The sequence below is a fragment of the Rhizobium sp. BK181 genome (genome assembly GCF_014193305.1).
In the GTDB taxonomy this organism is placed as follows: Bacteria; Pseudomonadota; Alphaproteobacteria; order Rhizobiales; family Rhizobiaceae; genus Rhizobium.
In genome coordinates this window covers 1-20,793 of record NZ_JACHZA010000032.1, presented here as the reverse complement: position 1 = coordinate 20,793, position 20,793 = coordinate 1, and the positions used below count along the sequence as shown (strand labels likewise).

The 20,793-nt window shown below is 58.5% G+C and carries 22 protein-coding genes and 1 pseudogene; 6 read left to right on the top strand and 17 right to left on the bottom strand.

Translation table 11 applies throughout. From position 1 onward, the window contains the following. Positions 1-199 precede the first annotated feature (199 nt). Positions 200-621: pseudogene (locus FHT77_RS30505) on the top strand (phosphoketolase); the annotation flags it as partial. A 271-nt stretch (positions 622-892) separates the two neighbouring features. On the opposite strand, the gene FHT77_RS30500 reads toward FHT77_RS30505, so the two are convergent. The 8 genes from FHT77_RS30500 to FHT77_RS30465 are packed head-to-tail and all read right to left on the bottom strand — an operon-like array spanning position 893 to position 8,576. Next, positions 893-2,617, bottom strand: a complete 1,725-nt coding sequence (locus tag FHT77_RS30500; protein WP_183759212.1) for a dihydroxyacetone kinase family protein — start codon at positions 2,615-2,617, stop codon at positions 893-895. A 58-nt stretch (positions 2,618-2,675) separates the two neighbouring features. Further along, positions 2,676-3,395: an amino acid ABC transporter permease gene (locus tag FHT77_RS30495; RefSeq protein ID WP_183759211.1), complete on the bottom strand. Its 720-nt coding sequence runs from the start codon at positions 3,393-3,395 to the stop codon at positions 2,676-2,678. Further along, a complete protein-coding gene (locus FHT77_RS30490; RefSeq protein WP_183759210.1) occupies positions 3,392-4,042 on the bottom strand; it encodes an amino acid ABC transporter permease in 651 nt (216 codons plus the stop codon). Before FHT77_RS30490 ends, FHT77_RS30495 begins: the two co-directional genes overlap by 4 nt. Further along, positions 4,035-4,814 carry an amino acid ABC transporter ATP-binding protein gene (locus tag FHT77_RS30485; protein ID WP_183759209.1) on the bottom strand — a complete coding sequence of 260 codons (780 nt, stop codon included), beginning with the start codon at positions 4,812-4,814 and terminating at the stop codon, positions 4,035-4,037. The genes FHT77_RS30490 and FHT77_RS30485 overlap by 8 nt, the downstream gene beginning before the upstream one ends. Before the next feature lie 49 nt (positions 4,815-4,863). Continuing rightward, on the bottom strand, positions 4,864-5,745 hold the full coding sequence (locus FHT77_RS30480; protein WP_312859799.1) for a transporter substrate-binding domain-containing protein: 882 nt from the start codon (positions 5,743-5,745) through the stop codon (positions 4,864-4,866). A 25-nt stretch (positions 5,746-5,770) separates the two neighbouring features. After that, positions 5,771-6,907, bottom strand: a complete 1,137-nt coding sequence (locus FHT77_RS30475; protein ID WP_183759208.1) for an NAD(P)/FAD-dependent oxidoreductase — start codon at positions 6,905-6,907, stop codon at positions 5,771-5,773. Beyond that, positions 6,904-8,274 (bottom strand): NAD(P)/FAD-dependent oxidoreductase, encoded by a 1,371-nt coding sequence (locus tag FHT77_RS30470; protein ID WP_183759207.1) that lies wholly within the window; start codon positions 8,272-8,274, stop codon positions 6,904-6,906. The genes FHT77_RS30475 and FHT77_RS30470 overlap by 4 nt, the downstream gene beginning before the upstream one ends. Continuing rightward, positions 8,271-8,576 (bottom strand): (2Fe-2S)-binding protein, encoded by a 306-nt coding sequence (locus tag FHT77_RS30465; RefSeq protein WP_183759206.1) that lies wholly within the window; start codon positions 8,574-8,576, stop codon positions 8,271-8,273. Before FHT77_RS30465 ends, FHT77_RS30470 begins: the two co-directional genes overlap by 4 nt. 197 nt (positions 8,577-8,773) lie before the next feature. On the opposite strand from FHT77_RS30465, the gene FHT77_RS30460 reads away from it, so the two are divergent. From FHT77_RS30460 to FHT77_RS30450, 3 genes are all read left to right on the top strand, one after another. Next, positions 8,774-10,093: an MmgE/PrpD family protein gene (locus FHT77_RS30460; protein ID WP_312859798.1), complete on the top strand. Its 1,320-nt coding sequence runs from the start codon at positions 8,774-8,776 to the stop codon at positions 10,091-10,093. Positions 10,094-10,332: 239 nt separating this feature from the next. After that, a complete protein-coding gene (locus FHT77_RS30455; RefSeq protein WP_183759205.1) occupies positions 10,333-10,863 on the top strand; it encodes an NUDIX hydrolase in 531 nt (176 codons plus the stop codon). Positions 10,864-11,098: 235 nt separating this feature from the next. Next, positions 11,099-11,884: an IclR family transcriptional regulator gene (locus FHT77_RS30450; protein WP_183759204.1), complete on the top strand. Its 786-nt coding sequence runs from the start codon at positions 11,099-11,101 to the stop codon at positions 11,882-11,884. A 41-nt stretch (positions 11,885-11,925) separates the two neighbouring features. On the opposite strand, the gene FHT77_RS30445 is transcribed toward FHT77_RS30450, so the two are convergent. The 3 genes from FHT77_RS30445 to alr are packed head-to-tail and all read right to left on the bottom strand — an operon-like array spanning position 11,926 to position 14,765. Beyond that, on the bottom strand, positions 11,926-12,822 hold the full coding sequence (locus FHT77_RS30445) for a TIGR01459 family HAD-type hydrolase (protein ID WP_183759203.1): 897 nt from the start codon (positions 12,820-12,822) through the stop codon (positions 11,926-11,928). Between the two features lie 12 nt (positions 12,823-12,834). After that, positions 12,835-13,683 (bottom strand): DMT family transporter, encoded by an 849-nt coding sequence (locus tag FHT77_RS30440; RefSeq protein WP_183759202.1) that lies wholly within the window; start codon positions 13,681-13,683, stop codon positions 12,835-12,837. Next, a complete protein-coding gene (gene alr / locus FHT77_RS30435; RefSeq protein ID WP_183759201.1) occupies positions 13,680-14,765 on the bottom strand; it encodes an alanine racemase in 1,086 nt (361 codons plus the stop codon). The genes FHT77_RS30440 and alr overlap by 4 nt, the downstream gene beginning before the upstream one ends. A 128-nt stretch (positions 14,766-14,893) precedes the next feature. On the opposite strand from alr, the gene FHT77_RS30430 reads away from it, so the two are divergent. Then, complete coding sequence (locus FHT77_RS30430; RefSeq protein ID WP_246720246.1) at positions 14,894-16,057, top strand: hypothetical protein; 1,164 nt, start codon at positions 14,894-14,896, stop codon at positions 16,055-16,057. On the opposite strand, the gene FHT77_RS30425 is transcribed toward FHT77_RS30430, so the two are convergent. Beyond that, positions 16,054-17,073 carry a C45 family autoproteolytic acyltransferase/hydolase gene (locus FHT77_RS30425; protein WP_183759199.1) on the bottom strand — a complete coding sequence of 340 codons (1,020 nt, stop codon included), beginning with the start codon at positions 17,071-17,073 and terminating at the stop codon, positions 16,054-16,056. The genes FHT77_RS30430 and FHT77_RS30425 overlap by 4 nt on opposite strands. Positions 17,074-17,220: 147 nt before the next feature. On the opposite strand from FHT77_RS30425, the gene FHT77_RS30420 reads away from it, so the two are divergent. Then, positions 17,221-18,138, top strand: a complete 918-nt coding sequence (locus FHT77_RS30420; protein WP_246720244.1) for a HEPN domain-containing protein — start codon at positions 17,221-17,223, stop codon at positions 18,136-18,138. 362 nt (positions 18,139-18,500) lie between these two features. Here FHT77_RS30420 and FHT77_RS30415 read toward each other — a convergent pair whose 3' ends face one another. The 5 genes from FHT77_RS30415 to FHT77_RS30395 all read right to left on the bottom strand — a co-directional run. Next, positions 18,501-18,917: a hypothetical protein gene (locus FHT77_RS30415; protein WP_183759198.1), complete on the bottom strand. Its 417-nt coding sequence runs from the start codon at positions 18,915-18,917 to the stop codon at positions 18,501-18,503. Between the two features lie 437 nt (positions 18,918-19,354). After that, on the bottom strand, positions 19,355-19,588 hold the full coding sequence (locus tag FHT77_RS30410; RefSeq protein WP_183759197.1) for a hypothetical protein: 234 nt from the start codon (positions 19,586-19,588) through the stop codon (positions 19,355-19,357). A 64-nt stretch (positions 19,589-19,652) separates the two neighbouring features. After that, positions 19,653-19,835: a DUF3606 domain-containing protein gene (locus FHT77_RS30405; RefSeq protein ID WP_183759196.1), complete on the bottom strand. Its 183-nt coding sequence runs from the start codon at positions 19,833-19,835 to the stop codon at positions 19,653-19,655. 12 nt (positions 19,836-19,847) lie between these two features. Continuing rightward, positions 19,848-20,153 carry a hypothetical protein gene (locus FHT77_RS30400; protein ID WP_183759195.1) on the bottom strand — a complete coding sequence of 102 codons (306 nt, stop codon included), beginning with the start codon at positions 20,151-20,153 and terminating at the stop codon, positions 19,848-19,850. A 193-nt stretch (positions 20,154-20,346) separates the two neighbouring features. Further along, positions 20,347-20,793: transposase (locus FHT77_RS30395; protein WP_183759194.1), on the bottom strand; the 447-nt coding region annotated here is incomplete at its 5' end.

Here is a 20,793-nt window from a genome sequence, read left to right as displayed (position 1 = left end):
ATATCTTGGTTGCTGTCGAGTAGGGCGCGAGGAGCCACGACTGAAAACGAACCGGCTCCTCGCAAATGTCTCGGTATCTCATCCCCGCGACAGCGAGACTCTAGCAAAGGCGTGGTAAACAAACCCTAACTGAGTTGAGAGATCGGCGACACGGGCTCGAGCTTGGGAAAAATTGCAGGGTCGCTTCGAGCAGCCCAGATTGATCTCCATCAAAGAAGCCTTCGTTCCCTCCTCTAAACTTCTGCAGCTAGTATCGGTGTGGCTGAAGGTATCTCGCGAACTTCCATGGCGAAAACCGATCCCTTGAACTACCTTCTTACGTCGCATGTCTGGCGGCAGGACCACAATGGCTTCTCCCACCAGGACCCCGGCTTCGTGGATCTCGTCGCAAACAAGAAATCTGAGATCGTGCGAATTTGCCTTCCTCCTGGCGCCAACACCCTTTTATGGACCGGTGATCACTGCCTTCGCACCTTTAATCGCATCAATGTGATCGCGGCTGGAAAACAACTGCAAGCACAGTACTTGTCGATGAAAGAAGCCATCTTGCACTGCCAGGCTGGCCTTGGCGTCTGGACTGGGCGAGCTTCGAGGTCATCGGATTGTAGATGCCCACAAGTTCGTTGAGTTCGCGGGTGATGTCGTCCGCCTCGCCGGCGCGTATGGCAATCACCCCCTTCCTCGTGGCCAGTCATCGCGGCTAGGATGACGCTCCGCCGTGTTTCGATATGCCGCCGCCTCCCTCCGCCCGACCTCTGTTTGCAGTCGCGGCTGTAGCAACTGGAAGCTCGACGACGGAGAAGCCAGCAAGCCGACAGGCAACCTTAGTGTGGTGCAAAGCCGATTCTTGGAAAATGATCACGAGGAGGTTTTTCCCGTCCCAGCTTCAATTCTATGTCTTAGCGTGTGAAGCATCTTCCACTGCCCCACTCGCAGCAAGCCAGATGGTCACTGCCGCTGCCCCTGCGTCAGGACTGCCGATTACGCGCCCACCGATATAGCTGGCCCGCCCAAGCTTTGGCCGCATGTCAATCGTTCGTCGCATGCCCTCCTCTGCCGCCGTCACGGCTCGTTCCCATGCTTCCTTCAGAGGAAGTCCCGCGGCGATTTGCTCCTCGAACGTTGAGGCCGCGGGTTGCAATGCGTCTACCATTGTGCGGTCGCCGGGCCTTGCTCCGCCCAGTTCGGATATCGCCTGGACGGCGGCCGCAAACGCAGCGGCGACATCGCTCGCAGACGGCTCGTCGATCGTAGCCAGATGCCTGGACGCCCGCATCAGTCCGGCAGCGTAGAAGGGACCTGAACTCCCAGCGATTGCTCTTCTGACACGATCGGCGGCTGTAGATAACCCTTTTGAGACGGAAGAGAATGCGCCCTCCGGTAGGTCCAGGATGGCCTCAGCCCCGCGACGCATGCTCGCCCCGAGATCGCCGTCACCCGAAATTCCGTCCAGCGTGGCAAGGTGATCTTCCGCTGCAATCAATGCGCGTGCGGCGGAGGCAAATATCTCCTGCAGACGCCGGCCGGCGGGTGAGACGTTTGCTTGATCTTCCTGCGCCACAATCGGGAGATCGTGCGGACTGGGCACTGCCACCAAGGGCTCCGCGTTCACAAGGCCGCCGCCCGGCCAGGCTTGCGCTTCGACCGGCATATCGAAAAACGGCAAGTCTCGAGATGTCACAGGCATGACCGACAGTGAAAATCCTTGCATATCGAGCGCTGATAGGAACGTGCCAGCCCAGGCCCGTACAACCGTCACCCCACCCTTGGCGAGGCTTCGTAGTGCGCTTCTGGCGAGGATTGCAAGCTCTAGCGGCGGCGTTGAACCGAGCCCGTTCACGAGCAGAACGGCCTCGTCTCCTCTCCGGACCTTGCCGTCAACCAGGATCGTCTTCAAAGTCAGTTCGACCAATTCATCGGCGCTCGCAATCTCCATGCGGAAAACTCCCGGCTCGCCGTGAATGCCGAGCCCAACCTCGACTTCCTTCTCTCCAAGGACAAAACCAGGTTTCCCGACGGAGGGGAGGATGCAGGTTCCGAGCGAGATTCCCATCGAGGAAACCCGCTGTGCTGCATCTCTCGCGATTGCGGCCACAGCCGCAAGGCAATGTCCTTGAGCCGCTGCGGCTCCTGTTATCTTGTGAACGAGAACCGTGCCGGCGAGGCCGCGCCGTCTGTCTGGAGCTACCGTATCGCGCAAAGCGGCATCGTCAGCGACAACAACAATCTCGACCGGAATCCCCTCTGCCCTCGCGATTTCGGCTGCAAGTCCAAAGTTCAGCCTGTCGCCGGTATAGTTCTTGACGATGAGCACAGCACCGGCCGGCCCACTGACGGCCCTGATGGCAGACAGTACGGCGTCGGAACTCGGCGACGTGAAGACGTCACCCGCAACCGCAGCCGTCAACATGGATCGGCCCACGTAACCTGCATGTGCCGGTTCATGTCCGCTTCCACCACCAGAGATCACGGCAACGGGACGAGCCGCTGCGTCTGGCAGGCCGGATTGTATGACGATGTTCTCGTCGGAAAGAAGGGCAGTGCCAGGCGATAGCGCAACGGCACCCTCCAGCGCTTGCCGGACGACCTCTTCCGGGCGATTTATCAGTTTCTTCATCTGCACTCCTGATTGACTCGACTTTTGATTTCCGTGGTGATTGGGACCTGGCTAGTACCTACGGACAGGTTCTGGCAAGAAGACTTGGCAGGGCACTGCGGTGGGCTCGAAGCCGCGCGCGTCCCTGTAACCGGTGCTCGATAATTCGGGCGGCAATAGAAGCCGGCCATGCAAGGCTGAAATAGAGCAATGCCGTAAGCGCGAAGACGTGCAACGGAAGGAAACTCTCAGACATCAGTTCGCGTGACACCAAAGTCAGCTCAGGAACAGATATTAGGGCGCAGATCGAACTGTCCTTCATAAGAGACACGAGATTGATCAACAAAGGTGCTACCGTCTGCCGGATGGCCTGCGGCAATAGAATAAGCCTGAAGGCTGCCAGTGGCGTCAGACCGGCAGCAAGAGCAGCCTCGCGCTGACCAGCGGAAATTGCACAGAAACCGGCACGAAAAACCTCCGCCAGGTAGGCCGCATAGACCGCGGAAAGCCCGAGCGTACCGGCCATGAATGCCGACAAGGTAACGCCCGCTCCCGGAAGAGCGAAATAGAGCAGATAGAGGATCACAAGAATGGGCACGCCGCGAGCAACCGTAATGTAGACGCGCGAGACCAGTTGCGGAACAAGTGCACGCCGCGAGCGCAGGTACTCGATCAACATGGCCAGCATGACAGCCAGACAGAATCCTGACGCGGTTAAAGAGAGGGTCAGGTGAAGTCCGTGAAGGAGACGCGGACCCCAGTCAGCGATGTTGTTGGAAATGATTTCAATGAACATCATCCAATCCCCAGTTTCTGCTCGATCAGGGCGACGGACCGCGCAACGACGCTGGTCAGGATCAAATAGACAGCGGCAGCACCGGCGTAGATCAGTGTCGTCTCGAAGGTTTCGTTGACGAGCTGTCTTGCATTGAAGAGGATCTCGGGCGCGGCGATGGCCGCGACCAGGGACGTATCTTTGACAAGCGAGACCGCGTAGTTTCCGATGGAAGGGAGCGCCAGTCTCAACCCCTGCGGGACCACGATCAGCCGGAATGCAGCGAACGGCGTGAGGCCGATTGACGCCGCTGCCTCGCTTTGCCCGACCGGGACGGATTGAAATCCCGAGCGGAAGATATCGACGCAGATAGCACCGCCGATCATGCCTAATCCGGCGACGCCCGCTGCGATTGAGGACAGCCTGAGCCCGAGCGACGCCAGACCGAAGTAGAGAAGAAAGAGGAAGGTCAGGCTCGGAATGTTGCGCAGGCTCTCGACATAGAAACGGATGGCGATCCGCAGCAGGCTGTTGTCTGACAGAAATTCACTGGTTGCCAGAGCGACGCCGATAATGAGAGCCACGATGAGCGATCCAGCGGTCACCTCGATAGTTACTGCCGCTCCTGAAACGAGTGCTCCTGCAAGCGTGCCAGCAAAAGTGTCATCCATGATCCCGTCCCCCAAGCTGCAGGCTCGCAAGAAACTGCTTCAGGCGGGGCGTTTGCGGGTCATCCAGAACCGTCTTGGCCGGACCTTCCTCAATGATACGGCCGCCATCCATGAAGATGATGCGATCGGCAACCTCGCGCGCAAAGGCAATTTCATGCGTGACGAGCACCATCGCCCGACCTTCTTGCGCGAGTTCCTTTATGACTGTCAGGACCTCCCCGACCAGTTCCGGGTCGAGCGCGGACGTCGGCTCGTCGAAAAGCAGCAACTTCGGCTGCTGGGCAAGCGCGCGGGCGATCGCAACACGCTGCTGCTGTCCGCCAGAGAGCCGATGCGGCATTTCATCGGCCTTCTGCGAGAGATGGACTTTTGCGAGCAGTTCGCCAGCAAGCTTGTCCGCCTCTCGATGCTTCAGCCCCCTTACTTTTGTCGGCTGCAGTGCCACGTTGGCGCGAACTGACAAATGTGGCCAGAGGTGGAAGTGCTGGAAAACCATGCCTATGTCGGCTCGTTGCGGCGCCATCTCACGTTCACTCATCAAACGCCCGTTCCTGCGACGACCGATCAGTGTCCCTTCCAGGCGAATTTCGCCTTCGCTTGGCGGCTCGAGAAAATTGATCGCTCTCAAACAGGTCGATTTGCCCGATCCACTGGGGCCAATCAGCACAACGCGCTCTCCCCGACGCAAATTAAAGGAGATGCCGTTGAGAACCCTCAACGGTCCAAATGACTTTCCGAGGTCTTTAACCTCAAGAAGCACGTCGGCGGCCATCGTGGCCTCCTTTTCTGTGAAGAGCGGCCGTTTCACCGGCCGCTGATGTTCAATGGTTACAAACCGGTGGATTCCAATCGGCAGGTCGGTCGACGCTTGCCCTGAAATTCTCCGCAGACGGTGTGTAGTTCGCCTCGCTGATATTGCCGTAGAGCTTGCCGATCGACTTGATCTGGCACGAGGCCCAAAGGCCACGGATCTCCTTGCTCAGTGCCGCCGCCAGGTCTGCATTTTCCTTGGATAGACCGAACACATATTGACGCCCGAGGCCGGTCAGGAGTGGGAAGTCAGGGTTGTTATCGGTGAAGGCCAGGTTGACGAGACCCCAGTCAGGGTTCTTCGACAGCGCATAATCGATGACCGGTGGGTCTCCGACCAGCGCTTCGACACGACCAGCCAGCAGGTCGCGCAGCGCAGCGTCAGTGCTGTCGTAAAGCGATAGCTCCAGGCCCGGGATCTTCCTGAGCTCCGGCAGGAAGGAGAATCCCGTCATCGATCCGACCTTGCGGTTTTCCAGATCCTTGAGGCTATGCCACCCAGCGTCCTTCCTGGAGGTGATACCATTCTGGAAATAGCCGGTCGGGTCGCTCATCGACAGGGTCTCGGCCCGTTGCTTTGTCCAGGCGACATTGCCTCCGATGACATCCACACGACCTGTCTGCACCGCCGCAATTGCGCCTGACCACTCCATCGGAACCGGCCTTATTGTCAAACCCAGGTTTTCGGCAGCAATCTGCAGGATGTCGCCGTCATAGCCGGCAAGTTTTCCACCGCGCGCCACCAGCCCCGGCATATCACCAGTGATGGCGACAGAAAGAACGCCCGGTTCGGCAAGGTGATAAGCCGGCTCGGCGGCAAACGCAGAGCTCCATTGAAGGCTTGCCGTCAACGCAAGCGCTCCTCCAAGCAGTTGAACGAAGGAATATCGCACGTCTGTTCCCCTTTCTTTTCCTCTTTCAGGGTTGGCCCGCCGGCGTGAGTGCCGGCTGGAATCGTTTCATGGACAGGCCCGCAATCGAAGTCGGCGAGTGACCATCAAGACAAAGTTCGCAAAGGACTGCGCCCACGGCTGGCCCCAGCTGGAAACCATGACCGGAAAAGCCAAAGGCATGAAAAAGACCGCTCACGTTCGGACTTTCCCCTACAATCGGAAGGCCGTCTGGCATGCGTCCCTCGATGCCGGTCCAGCTGCGGACGAGGAGAACATTGGCAAGCTGAGGCACCATGGCGATCGCCTCGGCAGCAGCTTCCATTGTCACGTCAGCCAGAGGTCGGGCTCGTTGCAAGTCCCGATCGGCAGAGCCGAGACCTGCCCCGAAAATGACGCTGCCATGGGCTGCCTGGCGGATGTAAATACCGCCTCCGCAAATTCCGAGATTCGGTCCGATAAAAGGTGCGATGGGTTCTGTCACGCACATGTTCGGCGCCATGACTCCCTCTTCGACATGATCGTCGAATTGCGCAGCGAATGCCGAACCCCAGGCCCCCGCCGTATTAACGAGGCGCCGCGCCTTGACAGGAACCGGATCGTTTTCGAGATGTAAGACAAATCCTTCCGCACAAGTGGCCGCGGTTCTGACGGCTACACCCTCGCGAATGTGAGCGCCCCAGGCCCGGGCGGCGCGCGCGAAGGCAGGCGCCACAAGACGTGGATTTGCCTGCCCGTCCTCGCCGCAAAACGAACCACCCGGATAGTGCCCGGAAAGATAGGGGAAGCGGCGCTTCAGATCGCTGGCATCGAGGATTGCAGCATAGATGTCGTGCTCGGCAAGCAACCGCTGATGCGCGATCAGCTCCATCATATCCACGTCATTGCGGGCGAGTTTCAAATGGCCGGTCACCGCGAACTCACAGCTGGTGCCAACCAGTTGCTTCAGATTACCCCAGATGGCGCGGCTGCGCCTCGACAGTGGGAGCTCCGCCGGATGGCGTCCTTGTTGACGCACGCCACCATAGTTCACGCCGCTAGCCTGGGCGCCGCACCGCCCTCGCTCCAGCAGGACCACGGATGCGCCTTTCAAAGCCGCGTGCAGTGCCGTGGAGCACCCCGCAAGGCCGCCCCCGATAATGGCGAGGTCATAGAGACTGGTCATGACAGTCCCTTTGCAAGCTCGCAAAGTGGAACCGGCTTGATCGGAGCCTGAGCGCGGATGCGACCAACAGACTCGATCGGGACGCCACCGGTTGCCGCAATAAGCTCAGCCGTGGCTTGTCCGCAGATACGGCCCTGGCACCTGCCCATGCCCACGCGACAAAACGCCTTTATCCGATTGATCTCGGTCTCGCCTGACGCAAGCACTGCCTGCCGGATTGTGCCGGCCGTCAACTCTTCGCAACGGCATACCGTAACCTCGTCGGGAATTTCCGAAGCCTTCGCGTGCGGATACGCAAAGACCTTGTCCAGTGCCCTCCTGAATCGCGCCGATCTCTCCACAAGTCGACGATCGCGGCGCAAACGCGCGTGGGCACCATATCCAGCGTCGACGAGCAATGCAGAGGCAGCAATTCTTCCTGTTAACTCCGCAAGCCCGCTGCCTCGAACTGACATCCCATCGCCGGCAAGATAGACGTTCGATATCGTCGAGCGCCCGTCGAGATCTGCGCGTGGCAGCCATTGCCGTTGTCCCGTGTCGAAATCGAATTCAGCGCCGAGCAGATCCGCGATTTGAGACTCGGCTTTTAAACCATGCCCGATCGCTAGCGCATCGCAGGCCAGGATCCTCTCGCGCCGGCGGTGCCTGAAAACCAATGCGGCGACTTTTTCATCAGCGCCACAGATCACTTCGATGGGTTCGGCGCCCTGATGAATGGCAACGCCTCGTGCCCGCAGTGCAGCCATGTAGTAGAGACCTCTGACGAAGATGGCCTTGCCGCTCGCCAGTGCTGGAACATGGCGCCAGGCACGATGCGGTCTGCCCGTCTCGAGAACGGCAACTACGCACGCGCCTGCCAAGGCATATTGGTAGGCGACGAGATAAAGTAACGGACCAGTACCCGCAAACAGGACGCGGCGGCCAACGAGGGAAGCATCTGCCTTTAGGGCGACCTGAGCGCCGCCGAGACTGTAAACTCCGGGAGCAGTCCAGCCCTTAACCGGAAACAGGCGATCCATCGCCCCCGATGCGATGACGAGGCTCGACCATGGTTGCACGGAAGCCCTGCCGGCATTGACGACGTGGAGCATCCCAACGGCCGCGCCCCAGATCTGGGTGTTCGGCCGGTAGTCAATGTCGCTCCTCAATGACGCGACTGCGTTGAAATTTGCGAGAGCTCTTGCGGTATCGAACCCATAGAGCTGCCTTGTCGGTCGCATCAGCTCCGGTTGCGGTTGCCGAAAGACCTGCCCGCCAAATTCAGGTGCCTCATCAATGAGGACTGGTTTCACACCGGCCTCAACGAGTACGCCAGCTGCGGCGATGCCCGCGGGACCGGCGCCTATGATCACGATCGGCGCAGTCATGGCAGGTCCTCCCGTGTTGTCATCAGCTGCATTCCCTCCTCGACGCGGGTCGTACAGGCCCGCAATCGACGACCGTCCGCCTGCCAGATCCAGCAGTCCTGGCAGGCGCCCATCATGCAGAAACCGCCGCGCCTTTCTTTCGAGAACTCGGAGTTGCGCACGTAGCCAATCTCGGAGCGGAGAGCGGTCAGGACGCTCTCGCCCCGCCTTGCTGATACCGGGCGCCTGTCAACGGTGATGTTGACTGGCGCAGCCACGGCTACGACCAGCCGTGGCGGCCCGGAATCCTGCTTTCTGGCCATTTCGAACCTCACTTCCGCATTTGTTGTTGACAGGCTATGCATCCACATTATGGATGTCAACGCGTGTAACTATCCACTTTCAACTTGTTCTTACTGGGGATGTTCGAAACTTGAGTACTACCTTGAAGAGTATTGGAGCTTTTGGGGATTCCTACGCCCTGATGGCGTTGGCAAATTCCTGCAGAGCGGCAACGAATGTGCCCGAACCTGCTCTTGACGCCGCCCGCAGAACCCTCCTGGACACCTTGGGTGTTTCGGCAGCGGGCTCCGCGACTGCCGGCGGCAATGCCTCCCATGCTGCTGCCCCGACCATCTGGGGCAGCGGAGGCTCTTCCGTCTGGTTTTCCGCGACGAAACTGCCGCCAGCGGGCGCGGCTTTCGTGAATGCGACCTATGCTGCTGCCCTGGATCTCGATGATGGTCATCGAGGGGCATCCGGACATCCGGCGGCTGCAATTATCCCGGCCGTCCTTGCGGTCGGCCAAACGACAAATGCCAGTCCGGCACAGCTGTTGACTGCCATCGTGCTCGGCTACGAGGTCGCCGTCAGGGCCTCGGCCGCGCGTGACATCGCAAGCCTGCGCACGACCGACAGCGGGCTATGGTGTGGTCTTGGCGTCGCAGCGGCTGCAGGGTGGCTAGCCGGCCATTCCACGCCAGTCATTGCGCATGCGATGGCGATCGCCGGGCAGACGTCGACATCCCAGGCCGCGACCGGCTGGACACAGCTTGGCCACACCGTCAAGGAAGGGATCCCCTGGGCTACGGCAAATGGTCTCCAGGCCGTTGCTCTGGCGGCTAGCGGCCACAGAGGACCATTGGATCTTCTCGACGATCCTGTTGCTTACGATCGTGCCGCGCTCATTGAAAACTTTGGACGCGACTGGGCGATCGAGCAGGCCTATTTCAAGATCTACAGCTGCTGTCGGTGGGCTCATGCCGCAATTGACGGTGCGCTCATCCTCAAGAGCCTGATGCAGGTCTGCGACAGTGAGATTGAAAGCATCGTCGTCGAAACCTTCGATCGGGCGTTGACACTTCCCAACCAGAGCGAACCGCAATCGAGCGAGGCCGCGCAATACAGCATCCCCTTTTGCGTTGCTCTTGCCTTGATCCATGGTCCCGAAGCACTGCTGCCGCTCAAGGACGATCACCTCAAGGATCGGTCCGTGACCAATCTTGCTAGGCGAATTCGATTGACTAGCGCAGATGACTATATCGGCGTCTTTCCCGCCGCCACGCCAGCGCGTGTCACCATGATCGCCAACGGCCGCCACGAGACACTCGAGATTTCTTTGCCCAAGGGTGAACCTAAAAATCCGCTATCGGATGCGGATCTGAAGCGAAAGTTTGAAAGGCTCGCCTCCATGGGGGCTCTGACCGCGGACGTCGCGCAAGAGATCTTCGATGTTGTGAACCGTCTCCGGTTTCATGACGCGACCGATCTTTTCGCCGCGCTTGGACCGCGCGAGAGCTGCAAACTGGACGCGCTAGAGACGGCGGTGGTCGGCGACTGACGCGAAACGCACAAACGAATTTACATCTGCGACCCAACGGCTCGAACAAGCTGCACAACAGCCTGACTGTTGCACAGCTCCGTTCTGCTCGGGCATGGTTGCCCGGCCGATCGGAGTTTGGAGCAAAACGGAAGCGCTGGCAAATCTTTCGGGTCATCCGGTCTGCATAAGAACTTACTTGGAAGTCGGGCCGGCGCGGCCTTGCGACCAACAACGCTTTCTGCCATTCATCGAAGGACATGACGCGGAAAAAGCAACCCAAAAATGGGCGCACGGCTAAACCAAAATCGCTATTGAAACAGCTGGCAGCCGTCCCGGAGAAGCTCTTCACGGGAAAGTTTAGGCAGCAATTCGCGGCCATATGCTTTCGATACAAGGCCGATCGGCAAACGATCGAGATTCTGATGGTCACGTCCCGCGACAGTGGACGCTGGATCATCCCAAAGGGTTGGCCGATAGAAGGCAAGGAGCCTTACAAGACGGCTGCAATCGAGGCATTTGAAGAAGCTGGTGTGCGTGGGAAAGTCAGGAAGAAACCGATCGGCAGATACACCTACCTGAAGCTGCTGGGAGATGGCGACGTTGTGCCTTGTATCGTCGATGTCTTTCAAATCGAGATCAAAGAGTCGCACGGAAACTTCAAGGAGCGTGGCGAGCGAACGATTGTCTGGGTAAGTCCGGATGAGGCAGCTCGACGCGTTCGCGAGGTAGAGTTGAAGTCACTGCTAGCGGAATTCAAGCCGCAACGGCGTCGACCCACCCCCAAGTGACGAGCGAACGAGCGAGCTGCCGCCGATTTGAGCCCAGGCTCGCCTCGCTTTCGATCAGCCAGCATCATAAGGAGCGGCGAGCGCCTTCTGGTGTAAGGAGACGGCCCATCGCGCCACTCCGGCAAGAGTCGTCTCTTCGAATCCAACTTCAGAAATCCTCCTCAGGCGCAGCCATGCCGTTTACATTGTCGTCGCGATGTATATGGAATCGCACCAAAGAAAATGCGGAAACGACATGGCCAAGGAAGAGATCGCGGGAACCGGCACGCAATTACTCGATCGAGCGGTCGCAATCCTGAAATATCTGGGAGAAGTTGGGCAGAGCGGCGCCTCGATGGCGAGGATCGTCGAGGCTATGGAACTCAAGCAGCCGACTGTCCATCGCATTGTGACCGCGCTCGAACGGCACGGATTGGTTGATCGCGAACGTCAGACCAAGAGATATAGGTTGGGGCTGGCCCTCTTTGCCATGGGCGCTGCAGCAGCTGACGGAACCGGGCTGCGGCAGCTCGCCCGCCCGGCGCTGATGCGTCTTGCTGCAGCGACCGGCGATTCCGTGTTCCTCATGGCGCGCGCGGGCTTTAACACCGTGTGCGTCGACAGACAGCAGGGTACATATGTGATCGACAGCCTCACCGGCCATATAGGCGGACAAATCCCGATGGGGATCGGGCCGGCGAGCCAGGCGATCCTGGCCTTTCTGCCACAGGCCGAAGCAGACGTCATCCTCGACCAGAATGCTGCGCTCTATAAACAGTATGGTACGTTCACAGCCCGCAAGATCAAGGACGCGATCAAGAAGATAAGGACCGACGGCTATGCGCTCGATGACGGCGAACTGGTCGCCGGCATATCGTCTATCGCGGTTCCTGTCTTGCCGCCCGGTAGAGACGCGATCGCCTCGCTCGCCATCAACCTGACGAGCCCACGACTAACCGAGGGCCGCCTGCCAGAGCTCGTTGCGTTGCTGACGACTGAGGTGCGAAAGATCGAGGCGCAGCTCAACCCGCTGGCGGAGTAAGCGGTGGAAGGCCAGGGCGGGACTGGATCCCTTGTCCAGCGTTAGGCCAAGTTCTCGAAGCCGGCATCGAGGGCCACCTCCTTCAGGCCAAGAGATGAAAGAATGAGGCTCGGGCAGGAACCGTGCTTCTGGCAGAGCTGTTCAAAGGCTGCCCTGTCGAAGCCATGTCGGGACCTGAAATAGTGATGGTGAATTCCGCTCAGCACCAGAGCGGACGAGATATTTGCTTGATTGGCGCCAGTTATATCCGTTGCGAGGCTGTCTCCGATCGCGAGCACCCGATTGGGCGGCAGCTGTAGCATTCCCAGCGCCTTTTGATAGGTCGGCAAAGCCGGCTTGCCAAAACGATAAACCCTACCTCCGAAAGACTCGTACTCCGCCGCCACCACTCCAGCGCAGGCGACCTCCCGGTCGCCGATCAATACGCTCAGGTCCGGATTAGCGCAGATGAGCGGCAAGTTGCGCGCTGCCGCCTCTTTCAATGCCGCATGGCCCGCAGTTTGCCCCGATGCCCCCGTAGCGAGAACAAAGTCCGCATCCGATACATCTGCCACTCTCGCGAAAGCCAGACCGGTCAGAAGCCCTGATAGCTCGTCGGGTCCAATGTGGAAGAACCTCGACCCCAAGGTTGGCATGAAGGAAGGTTCCCGCTTCGATAAAGATTCGAATACGAGCTCACCCGAGGTAATCAATACGTCGTAATATCCCACGTCGATTTTCATCGACTGAAGCCGAGTTGCCACCTGCTGTGTCCGTCGCGGTGAATTCGACAGCAGGCAGATCCTTTTGTTAGTCGATCTAAGGTGGCGAAGCACGTCAAGCGCCGGCGGAAATGAGCGGACGCCGTCATGGAGGACACCGAAGAGATCGATGATAAAACCTTCAAAGCTCTCCGCAATGTTCCGGAATGTCGTCTGGTCGCCGTTAAAATTCCGCATTATCTTTCCCTTTCACCGAATGGCACTGCGTGGTGTGGCGAGGTGGGCAACGACCGCGCAAAGCACAAGGCTTCCGCCGCAGGCAGTTTGCCAGGACGGACGCATGCCATATGCAAGCCAGACGGATACGATCGAAAGCGGCATTTCAGCCAGGGAAAGCAACGCTGTCTCTGCTGGCGGGAGCTGGCGTGCGCCTTTGGCATAGAAGACCAGGCCAAGCGTCATCTGAAACAAAGCAAACGCCGCAAGAAGACAGGCCTCGCGACCTGTCACGGCAAGGCGATCGCCAATGGATGCTGCCACCACCATCGAAATGGCGTTGGAGAGCGCTACCATCCCCAGAACCGTTGGCGTCTTCGACATCCTAAAGGCAATGGTCATCACTGCCATGCAGCTTGTCATTGCCAGCGCCAGTGCGTCTCCCAAAATGCGCAAGCCTGACGACACCGAACCTGAGAAGATGAATATGGCACCCGCGGCAGCAAGAACGCCGAAGGCCGTCGTTCGGCTCGATGCGGTTTCATTCGAGACCACAACAGCAATCATGGTTGTCAACAATGGAAGAGACGCATGAATGACCGCGACATTGGCTACCGATGTGAGGCGCAGAGCAGCGATGAAAAACAGTGTTGCCAATGCTGACATTGTGCTTGCCAGCAAGGCATGGCTGTCAAAGCCAATCAGAGCGCGGAGATCACGTTGATGGACGAGAAGCAAAACGGTAAAAATTAGGGCAAAGGCGCTGCGCCAGAAGACAACCGCTAAAAGCGGCGCCTTCAAAAGACCCATGAACAATCCCGCCGTGCTGAACATGGCGGCTGATACCAAGACGAAGAGCGAAGCAAGGTGACGAGGTTTCAAGTCTGCTCTCCCGCGCTATTTGTGCGATAACGGCGCTGGCTGGACCGACCGAGCCTTGTAAGCAATTCCTGCGGTATCGTTGCTGCAGGGCCAGCTAACTTTTCCACCGGCTGACTTGTGCTTATGAGTTCCACCCAGAGACCGGGTCGCCTGAGTGCGGCAGGAATATCCGTCACGTCGATGGCAGCGTATTCCATTGACACCCGGCCAACCACGGGTGCGCGATAGGAGCCAACCTCGACCGACATCCGGTTGGCAAGCGACCATGGGAAGCCATGCGCATAACCTGCAGCAATGACTGCGATCCAGGTCGGACGCGACGTGCGAAATGTTGCCATGTAGCCGATTGTTGCGCCAGCCTGAAAAAGACGCGTATCTACGATCCGGGCACGTAGCCTTACGACAGGCAGGAAGGGATCAGTCTTGAAGTCGGCATTGCCGATCCCGAAAATGGCCGAACCGATACGCACCTGATCAAAACGATAGGCCGCGCCGAGCAACAATCCGGAGGATGCCGCAAGACTGCGCCGTACATTTCCAAGCAGGCCGGCAATCCCGATGAACCGGTCTCGCTGTAGAGCGTTCAGCGGATGTCGTGGATCATCTGCGCAGGCAAGGTGGCTCATCACCAGGACTGGGGAGCGTTGATTGAGATGGATGAAGCGGCAGACATCAGACTGGTTCAGCCCCAGCCTCGAGAACCCGGTTTCGAGATTCATCGCATATGAGTAGCCCATAGATGTGATCGCTCTGGCCTCACCAAGCGTATTGCAGACCGGAACAAGGCGATCGTGCCGGTATCGTGCTTTGCGACGCGTGCGATATCCCGAGAGCACGAAAATATCGGCATCCGGAAGCCGACGTCTGATCCGCACTGCTTCGTCCACATCGGCTGCAAAAAAGCTCTTGCATCCGGCGCTTGCAAGGGACGAGACAACGGGGCCGACCCCCAACCCGTAGGCGTCGCTCTTGACCACCGCGCTCACTTCGACCTTCTCGCCAACCAGACGCTTCACTGCCCGGAAGTTATGTTCGATAGCCTGGAGATCGACGAGAAGTCGGGGCTTTGATGCGTTCGACATGCTGCGCTCGCATTAGCTGTGTCATTATGCGTTCCAATTTTCGGTTGCAGTTTAGTTCAAGCTAATGCACAATGCAATCTATTGATGTCTTGCGTGAGCAATAACCGCATCACGAGCAGTGGAGGGATATGATGACACCCAATCGTCAAACGAAGATTCTTGTTATCGGACAGGGCGTGCTGGGCGGCGACGTTCTGGACCTGCTGTTGCAGAGTGGCGCGCCGCTTGCGCTTACGGTTGGCGCACGCAACCAGGAAAAAGCGTTGCAGCGGATCAACCTTGCGCGCTACACGGCTCTCAACCTTGGTCAATCGCGGCCCGTCGATCTGGTGACCGTCGACCTCATGGAGGTGGAGCAGACGGCCGATCTCATCGAAAGGTTAAAGCCCGACATCATCTTCAATGCCACAACACTGCACAGCTGGTGGGTAATAACCAAGCTTCCGCCGGCAGCCTTCGCACGTCTTGATGCTGGTCGCGGCGGCATATGGACGCCAATGCACCAGGTGCTGATCCGCAAGCTCATGAAGGCAGTTCGCCTGGTCGATAGCAAAGCCGTTGTTGTCAATGCATCCTATCCTGATGTCGTCAACGCTTCGCTTGCCGGCGAAGGGCTGGCGCCGTCGGTCGGCATCGGCAACATTGCCAATGCCGTTCCTGGCATCAGACTTGCCGCGTCGCACATGCTTAACCTGCCACCTGCAGAAGTCGACGTGCGCTTCTTCGCCCACCATTATTTGAGCTATCGGATGCCAAGCACCGGGGGGACCGATGGTGCGCCTTATCATCTGAGCATCTATGCCAACGGGATGGAGGTTCCAGCCGGAGAGATCGACCACGACGCGCTGTTCAAATCCGTGGCCGGCCGCTTTCGTCGCGTCAAGGGCCTGGCGGGCCAGTCTGTTACCGCCTCGTCGGCGACAGCCATGCTGCTGGCCCTCGCAAACCCGGCCGGACATGTCGTCCACGCGCCGGGGCCGCTGGGCCTTGTTGGTGGATATCCGGTGCGCATAGCCAAGGCAGGCCTTCTTGTCGATCTTCCCGGCAAGCTGACACTAGACGAGGCAATCGACATCAATTGCCGATGCCAGCACTACGACGGCATCGAAAGTGTTGATGATGACGGTACCGTTCGTTTCACGGATGCCTCATCGGAGGTTCTTCACGAAGTCCTCGGCTTTGATCTCAAATCGTACAGCCCCGAAGAGTGTGAAGAGCGCGCAGCGGAACTGGCCGCTCACTTTGCGCACTTCGCACGTATCAATGGGATGCCTTCTGCTGTGGCCAGCTAGGCCAGCAAACCAACACGTTGGGGAGAGGATCCGTCTGGCTGCCCAGGCCATATCGCTGCCTCGCGCTGACCACAGTCGAAGATGACTGAAAACGCAGTCGCGGTCGGCTCGCGTGGTGAAAACGACTTGCAGATCGCATCCGGGGCTCCCGTTCGATCGCGCAATAACGCCGCCAGGCTTGCCGCATCCGTCAAAGCGAACCGGCGCGCAGCCCTTAGCCTTTCGCGGCTCGACGGATAGTGGCGCGCTTCAGCCTCGATATTTTCCCATACCGAGGCATCGGGAAAGAGAGGATGGTTCGTATGCACGATGGAATCAACAATGCGGCGAGAAAGACCGATCGATGGGCCAACCTCGGCGAGTTGCAATCGACCGGCGGCGTCGCCAAGAATGAAAGAGCGGCCGGACATGTGGGGCTGAGACATCAAAACGTCGAGGGCGGCTTCGACGCTTGGCCGCGCAAGCATCAGTCGGCGAATAACAAGGCTTGGCAGGCTGTCCTGCTTCTCATCGAGCAGGAGGTCATTGTTGACAAATGCGAACCCGGTGTCGTTCAGCCCGACCCAACCCAGAGTCCCGGCGGTTGCGATCGTGACCATGCGCTTGCCCGGAGCCTCGTGCACAAGAATGGCAAGATGCCGGTCCGCGCCTTCAGGTCCATCCCAATTCTGCGCAACAAGCGCACCAGATGGTGTGGAAATGGCCGCGGACGTGCATCCCGTGCGCCGCTCGGCAAAGTACTCGAAACAGGAAAGCAGATAGATATCGATGATGGGAAGTCCCGTCTCCGCGGCCATTCCTTCAAGTTCCGAGTGAAGATCAGAATCGAGCGCCGAGACCTTTTCCAGGGAGGCTGCGGCTTTCGCGCATGCGCGGTTCCAGTCGGTGGTCTCAGCCGAGCGCCGCAAACGATCGTAGTCAGCGATAATGAGACTGCGCAAATGAGATACATGCTGTTGGCCGCGCTCGAATGCTGTCCCGCGCAGGACAATGACTGGGATTTGCAATTTCGCCATGAATCACCTGAGCCTCCTTAGATCAGTCATCCATAATGTGGATAGCTTGAGTTCTCCAGCTACTGCTCGTGTGGATTGTGTGAAACTTCCATACACCGCGACCTAAGCAATGGTGTAAGGTTCCCTGGGAATGCCGCATCCAGCTGTATGGATCGGGCTGATGGAAAGGTAGACATGCAAGGTTTGGATCATCTGCCACCGCGCAAGCAGGACGAACTTGCAGAGGTCGCGCGCATCCTGTTTGAGGAATTCGAGGCTGCGCGCAGAACCAAGTTGAAGGACGACGCAAACAACGCTCGCATCCTGAAGATTATTTTGTTTGGTTCATACGCGCGCGGTGGCTGGGTCGAGGACCGAAAAAGCGGCTATCGCTCCGACTACGATTTGCTGATTGTCGTCAATTCGCACAGAGCGACGGAAGCCTCCGATTACTGGGAGAATGCCTCCGAGCGACTCGTTCGCGAACTGACCGTTACCAAGCAGCTTGAAACTCCGGTCAATTTCATCGTTCATTCCCTTCATGAGGTGAACGATCAGCTTGCTAGAGGGCGACCATTCTTTATCGATATAGCCCGCGACGGCATTGCCCTATATGAGGCCCCCGGTCACCCTCTCGCCTCGCCCCGGCAGCTTTCTACAACGGAAGCGCGGGACGAGGCACAGGGTTATTTTGATCAATGGTATCCGAGCGCTCAACGGTTTGCAAAACTTGCTGACGTGGCAATCGTCGATGGTTTTCGGAATGAGGCAGCTTTTCTCCTCCATCAAACCATCGAACGCCTGTATCACTGCGTGTTGCAAGTTCTGACGCTCTACAGTCCGAAATCACATCGGCTGTCAGTCCTGCGGTCGCACGCCGAGCGGGCCGACAACCGCCTGATCGCCGCCTGGCCGCGTGACACGAAGTTTGCGCGGCGTTGTTTTACCAGCATCGATCGAGCTTACGTCGAAGCAAGGTATTCGGCGAACTATTCTATTGCGGATGACGAACTCGCCTGGGTGGTGAACCACGTCACGGGTTTGCAGAAGATTGTCGGCGACATCTGCCGCGAGCGTCTCTCCTGAAAAAGATTGCCTTGCCTGATTATCGGTATTCGTCACTGCTAGCCTGCAGCCGCGGTAGCCTCTATCCAGCCTGCCTTTCACGGCGGCGGTACCTTCTTCGAACGCCGCTAGCAGGTCCTCCTCCTTGAGGGCAGAATCTGGCGTTCGCGTTTCGTCACCGTAGAATTCCTTGAAGCGGCCTCGACATCTATTTGCAAGCACTGCTCCAAACCTTCTGTCGTCGCGGCTAATTGCCAAGATTTTCGATAAAGAAGCTGAAACCGCTGAACAGGCTATCCGTTCCGATTTGGTCAAAGCTGCCCTAACAAACGTGAATGGGCGACCATCGAGGGCTGCAGACCTGCCGACGCTGATCTGTTTGCCTACCTGAAGGACAGCTCTAAAACCTCATCGGCAAAGGCGTTGGTGTCCATCGGCCTTTGATAGAAGGGGATAGAGGAATACTCGTGGGGGATAACGCAGTGGTCGTAGCCCGTCACGAAAGCGAATGGTATGCCGCGTTCGACTAAAAGTCGGGGCACCTCGAAAGACTTTCCCTTACCGAGATTGATATCGATCACAGCCAACGTCGGCGAGCACGCGCCCAACTGCAGGATGGCGTCCTCCGTTGTGGCACAAGGTCCAATGACAATCGCCCCTCGATCCTCGAAGGCGGCGGCCAATTCCCGCGCGATCAGGAATTCGTCCTCGACTACGAGAACGCGCGGCACTGTCTGGCCAACCTCGTCTTCACCGCCAGCTTCCACAGTGTTGGCCAATATTCCCCAGAGGTCGTCCACAGACCCCGTCGCCTCAATGATTGATCGCGATAACCATTGCGCGACGGCCGCGAGGGCCGTCGATGTCGATACTATGAACTGCACACCATCCACGAACCGCATCAACGATGGCGTCGAGATCGCGATCATCGAGGCAAGTTAGTGGTAAGAACAATTGTGTGCCCTCCGTTCAACGGCACGAGCACGAAACATCTCTCAAGCGGTCCCGCCGAAAGCAGTGTGGGCCGACCTCCGGATTCTACTCGCGTTGCAGCCCACGGCAAGTGGGCGAGAATGCCGTCACGTCGACAGCGAGGAAGCACACGCGACATGGGCTCGAGTGCCATCCGAATGAGGTCCAGACGGCTTCGGGCAGGAGAGTACGTGTGCTTCCCGGCCCCAAACTTCCCGTGGGTTCAGAAGTTCCAGCGTTTCCTGATTGTATACCGGCGGACGCGTCAGTGCACGGAGACGGAAGACGATGCGTTGACGCGGGTACCAGCCAACCCGACGTAGGTCTCGATCAACGTCGCCGCCATATCCTCAACCGATCGGCAGCCGTGGTCGTAAAGATCGATAGCTGCATCGCAGAGAAACGACGATGCCTGATCGTCCCATTCGACATTATAATATTGATACCATTCCCGGACAGCCTGTGACATGATCCGGTGGTCGGTCCTGGCTTTTGTCATGAGCTCCCCCGGAAAGCCAGCCTGCTCCGATAGAAAAAGGTGATCCGAGAACTGCTGAAAAGGATCAGCGACGCCCGATTTCGGCTTCAACTTTCTTCCGGGAATTGCCAGCACTTTTGACCGCTTTCTTGACGGTATCCTTGGAAACACCTTCCTTCTTCGCTTCGTATGTCACCTCATGATCCTGGCCGCCAGCGACGCGCGCACGATCCTGCGCGCGGCCCCTCGGTGTCTGTGTCTTTGCCATACAGTTTCTCCTTTATCGGATTTCCAGGGAAGAAACTCGTGACGATTCCAGTTGTTCCTTGGAAAGGGTGAAGCACTTCGTGCTGCGCTTGAAGCGACGGCCGAACCCGCTATGCAGGGCCAAACGAACGGAATCAGGAAGACCATGCAGCACCTCTGGACTCTGGAGCGCGACGGGCGGGAACCACGCGGTGGTCTTGATGCCGTCGATGTATTGATCGAAGTCCTGCGTGCCGAGGAACGGCCTGGGGTCACGCCGCCGGACTGGATCGTCACCACCCTCCAGATGGATGAAGACGACGACGGCGTGGCCGTTCATACCTCGCCTCATGGCTGGAGGCTCCGTGTGAAGCGGATGGCGTAGCCCCTGCTCAATCGTCGAGACAGGGTCTCATGCGGAATAAATCTCTGAACGCGATTCCGTAAGTTATTGAAAAATGATTGATCGTGCCCACTGCAGTGGTGTAACTGGACGGCTCTGGTCCCATGCTCTCCGGCGTGAGCCGGACTGATCAACGTGCCACTGCCGGCAAGCTGATCATAGGATCATCGCTCATCTGGCCGATAGTTTCTAGGGTCATATAGCGTGCCCGCTGCACGGCCCATTCGTCATTCTGTTCGAGCAGCAACGCGCCGACGAGTCTGACGATAGCCTCATCGTTGGGGAAGATGCCGACGACCTCTGTGCGTCGCTTGATTTCGCCGTTGAGCCTCTCAAGGGAATTGATCGAATGGAGCTTGACGCGATGCTCTTTGGGAAAGCTCATATAGGCGAGGACGTCGTGTTCGGCCTCATCCATGATGGCGGCGAGCTTTGGTACCTTCGGACGGATCTGGTCAGCGACGGCGCGCCACTGCAGGCTTGCAGCCTCTGCCGTCTCCTGGGCGAAGGCGGTCGCGATGAATGCCGACACCACGCGGCGGCCACTCTTTCCGGCATGTGCCAGCACGTTACGGGC

Excerpts from the sequence above, each read along its gene's own strand:
- FHT77_RS30500 (WP_183759212.1), bottom strand. The coding sequence starts at position 2,617 with ATGAAGAAACTGATAAATCGCCCGGAAGAGGTCGTCCGGCAAGCGCTG.
- FHT77_RS30495 (WP_183759211.1), bottom strand. The coding sequence starts at position 3,395 with ATGATGTTCATTGAAATCATTTCCAACAACATCGCTGACTGGGGTCCG.
- FHT77_RS30490 (WP_183759210.1), bottom strand. The coding sequence starts at position 4,042 with ATGGATGACACTTTTGCTGGCACGCTTGCAGGAGCACTCGTTTCAGGA.
- FHT77_RS30485 (WP_183759209.1), bottom strand. The coding sequence starts at position 4,814 with ATGGCCGCCGACGTGCTTCTTGAGGTTAAAGACCTCGGAAAGTCATTT.
- FHT77_RS30475 (WP_183759208.1), bottom strand. The coding sequence starts at position 6,907 with ATGACCAGTCTCTATGACCTCGCCATTATCGGGGGCGGCCTTGCGGGG.
- FHT77_RS30470 (WP_183759207.1), bottom strand. The coding sequence starts at position 8,274 with ATGACTGCGCCGATCGTGATCATAGGCGCCGGTCCCGCGGGCATCGCC.
- FHT77_RS30465 (WP_183759206.1), bottom strand. The coding sequence starts at position 8,576 with ATGGCCAGAAAGCAGGATTCCGGGCCGCCACGGCTGGTCGTAGCCGTG.
- FHT77_RS30455 (WP_183759205.1), top strand. The coding sequence starts at position 10,333 with ATGACGCGGAAAAAGCAACCCAAAAATGGGCGCACGGCTAAACCAAAA.
- FHT77_RS30450 (WP_183759204.1), top strand. The coding sequence starts at position 11,099 with ATGGCCAAGGAAGAGATCGCGGGAACCGGCACGCAATTACTCGATCGA.
- FHT77_RS30445 (WP_183759203.1), bottom strand. The coding sequence starts at position 12,822 with ATGCGGAATTTTAACGGCGACCAGACGACATTCCGGAACATTGCGGAG.
- alr (WP_183759201.1), bottom strand. The coding sequence starts at position 14,765 with ATGTCGAACGCATCAAAGCCCCGACTTCTCGTCGATCTCCAGGCTATC.
- FHT77_RS30430 (WP_246720246.1), top strand. The coding sequence starts at position 14,894 with ATGATGACACCCAATCGTCAAACGAAGATTCTTGTTATCGGACAGGGC.
- FHT77_RS30425 (WP_183759199.1), bottom strand. The coding sequence starts at position 17,073 with ATGGCGAAATTGCAAATCCCAGTCATTGTCCTGCGCGGGACAGCATTC.
- FHT77_RS30420 (WP_246720244.1), top strand. The coding sequence starts at position 17,221 with ATGGATCGGGCTGATGGAAAGGTAGACATGCAAGGTTTGGATCATCTG.
- FHT77_RS30410 (WP_183759197.1), bottom strand. The coding sequence starts at position 19,588 with ATGACAAAAGCCAGGACCGACCACCGGATCATGTCACAGGCTGTCCGG.
- FHT77_RS30405 (WP_183759196.1), bottom strand. The coding sequence starts at position 19,835 with ATGGCAAAGACACAGACACCGAGGGGCCGCGCGCAGGATCGTGCGCGC.
- FHT77_RS30400 (WP_183759195.1), bottom strand. The coding sequence starts at position 20,153 with ATGAACGGCCACGCCGTCGTCGTCTTCATCCATCTGGAGGGTGGTGAC.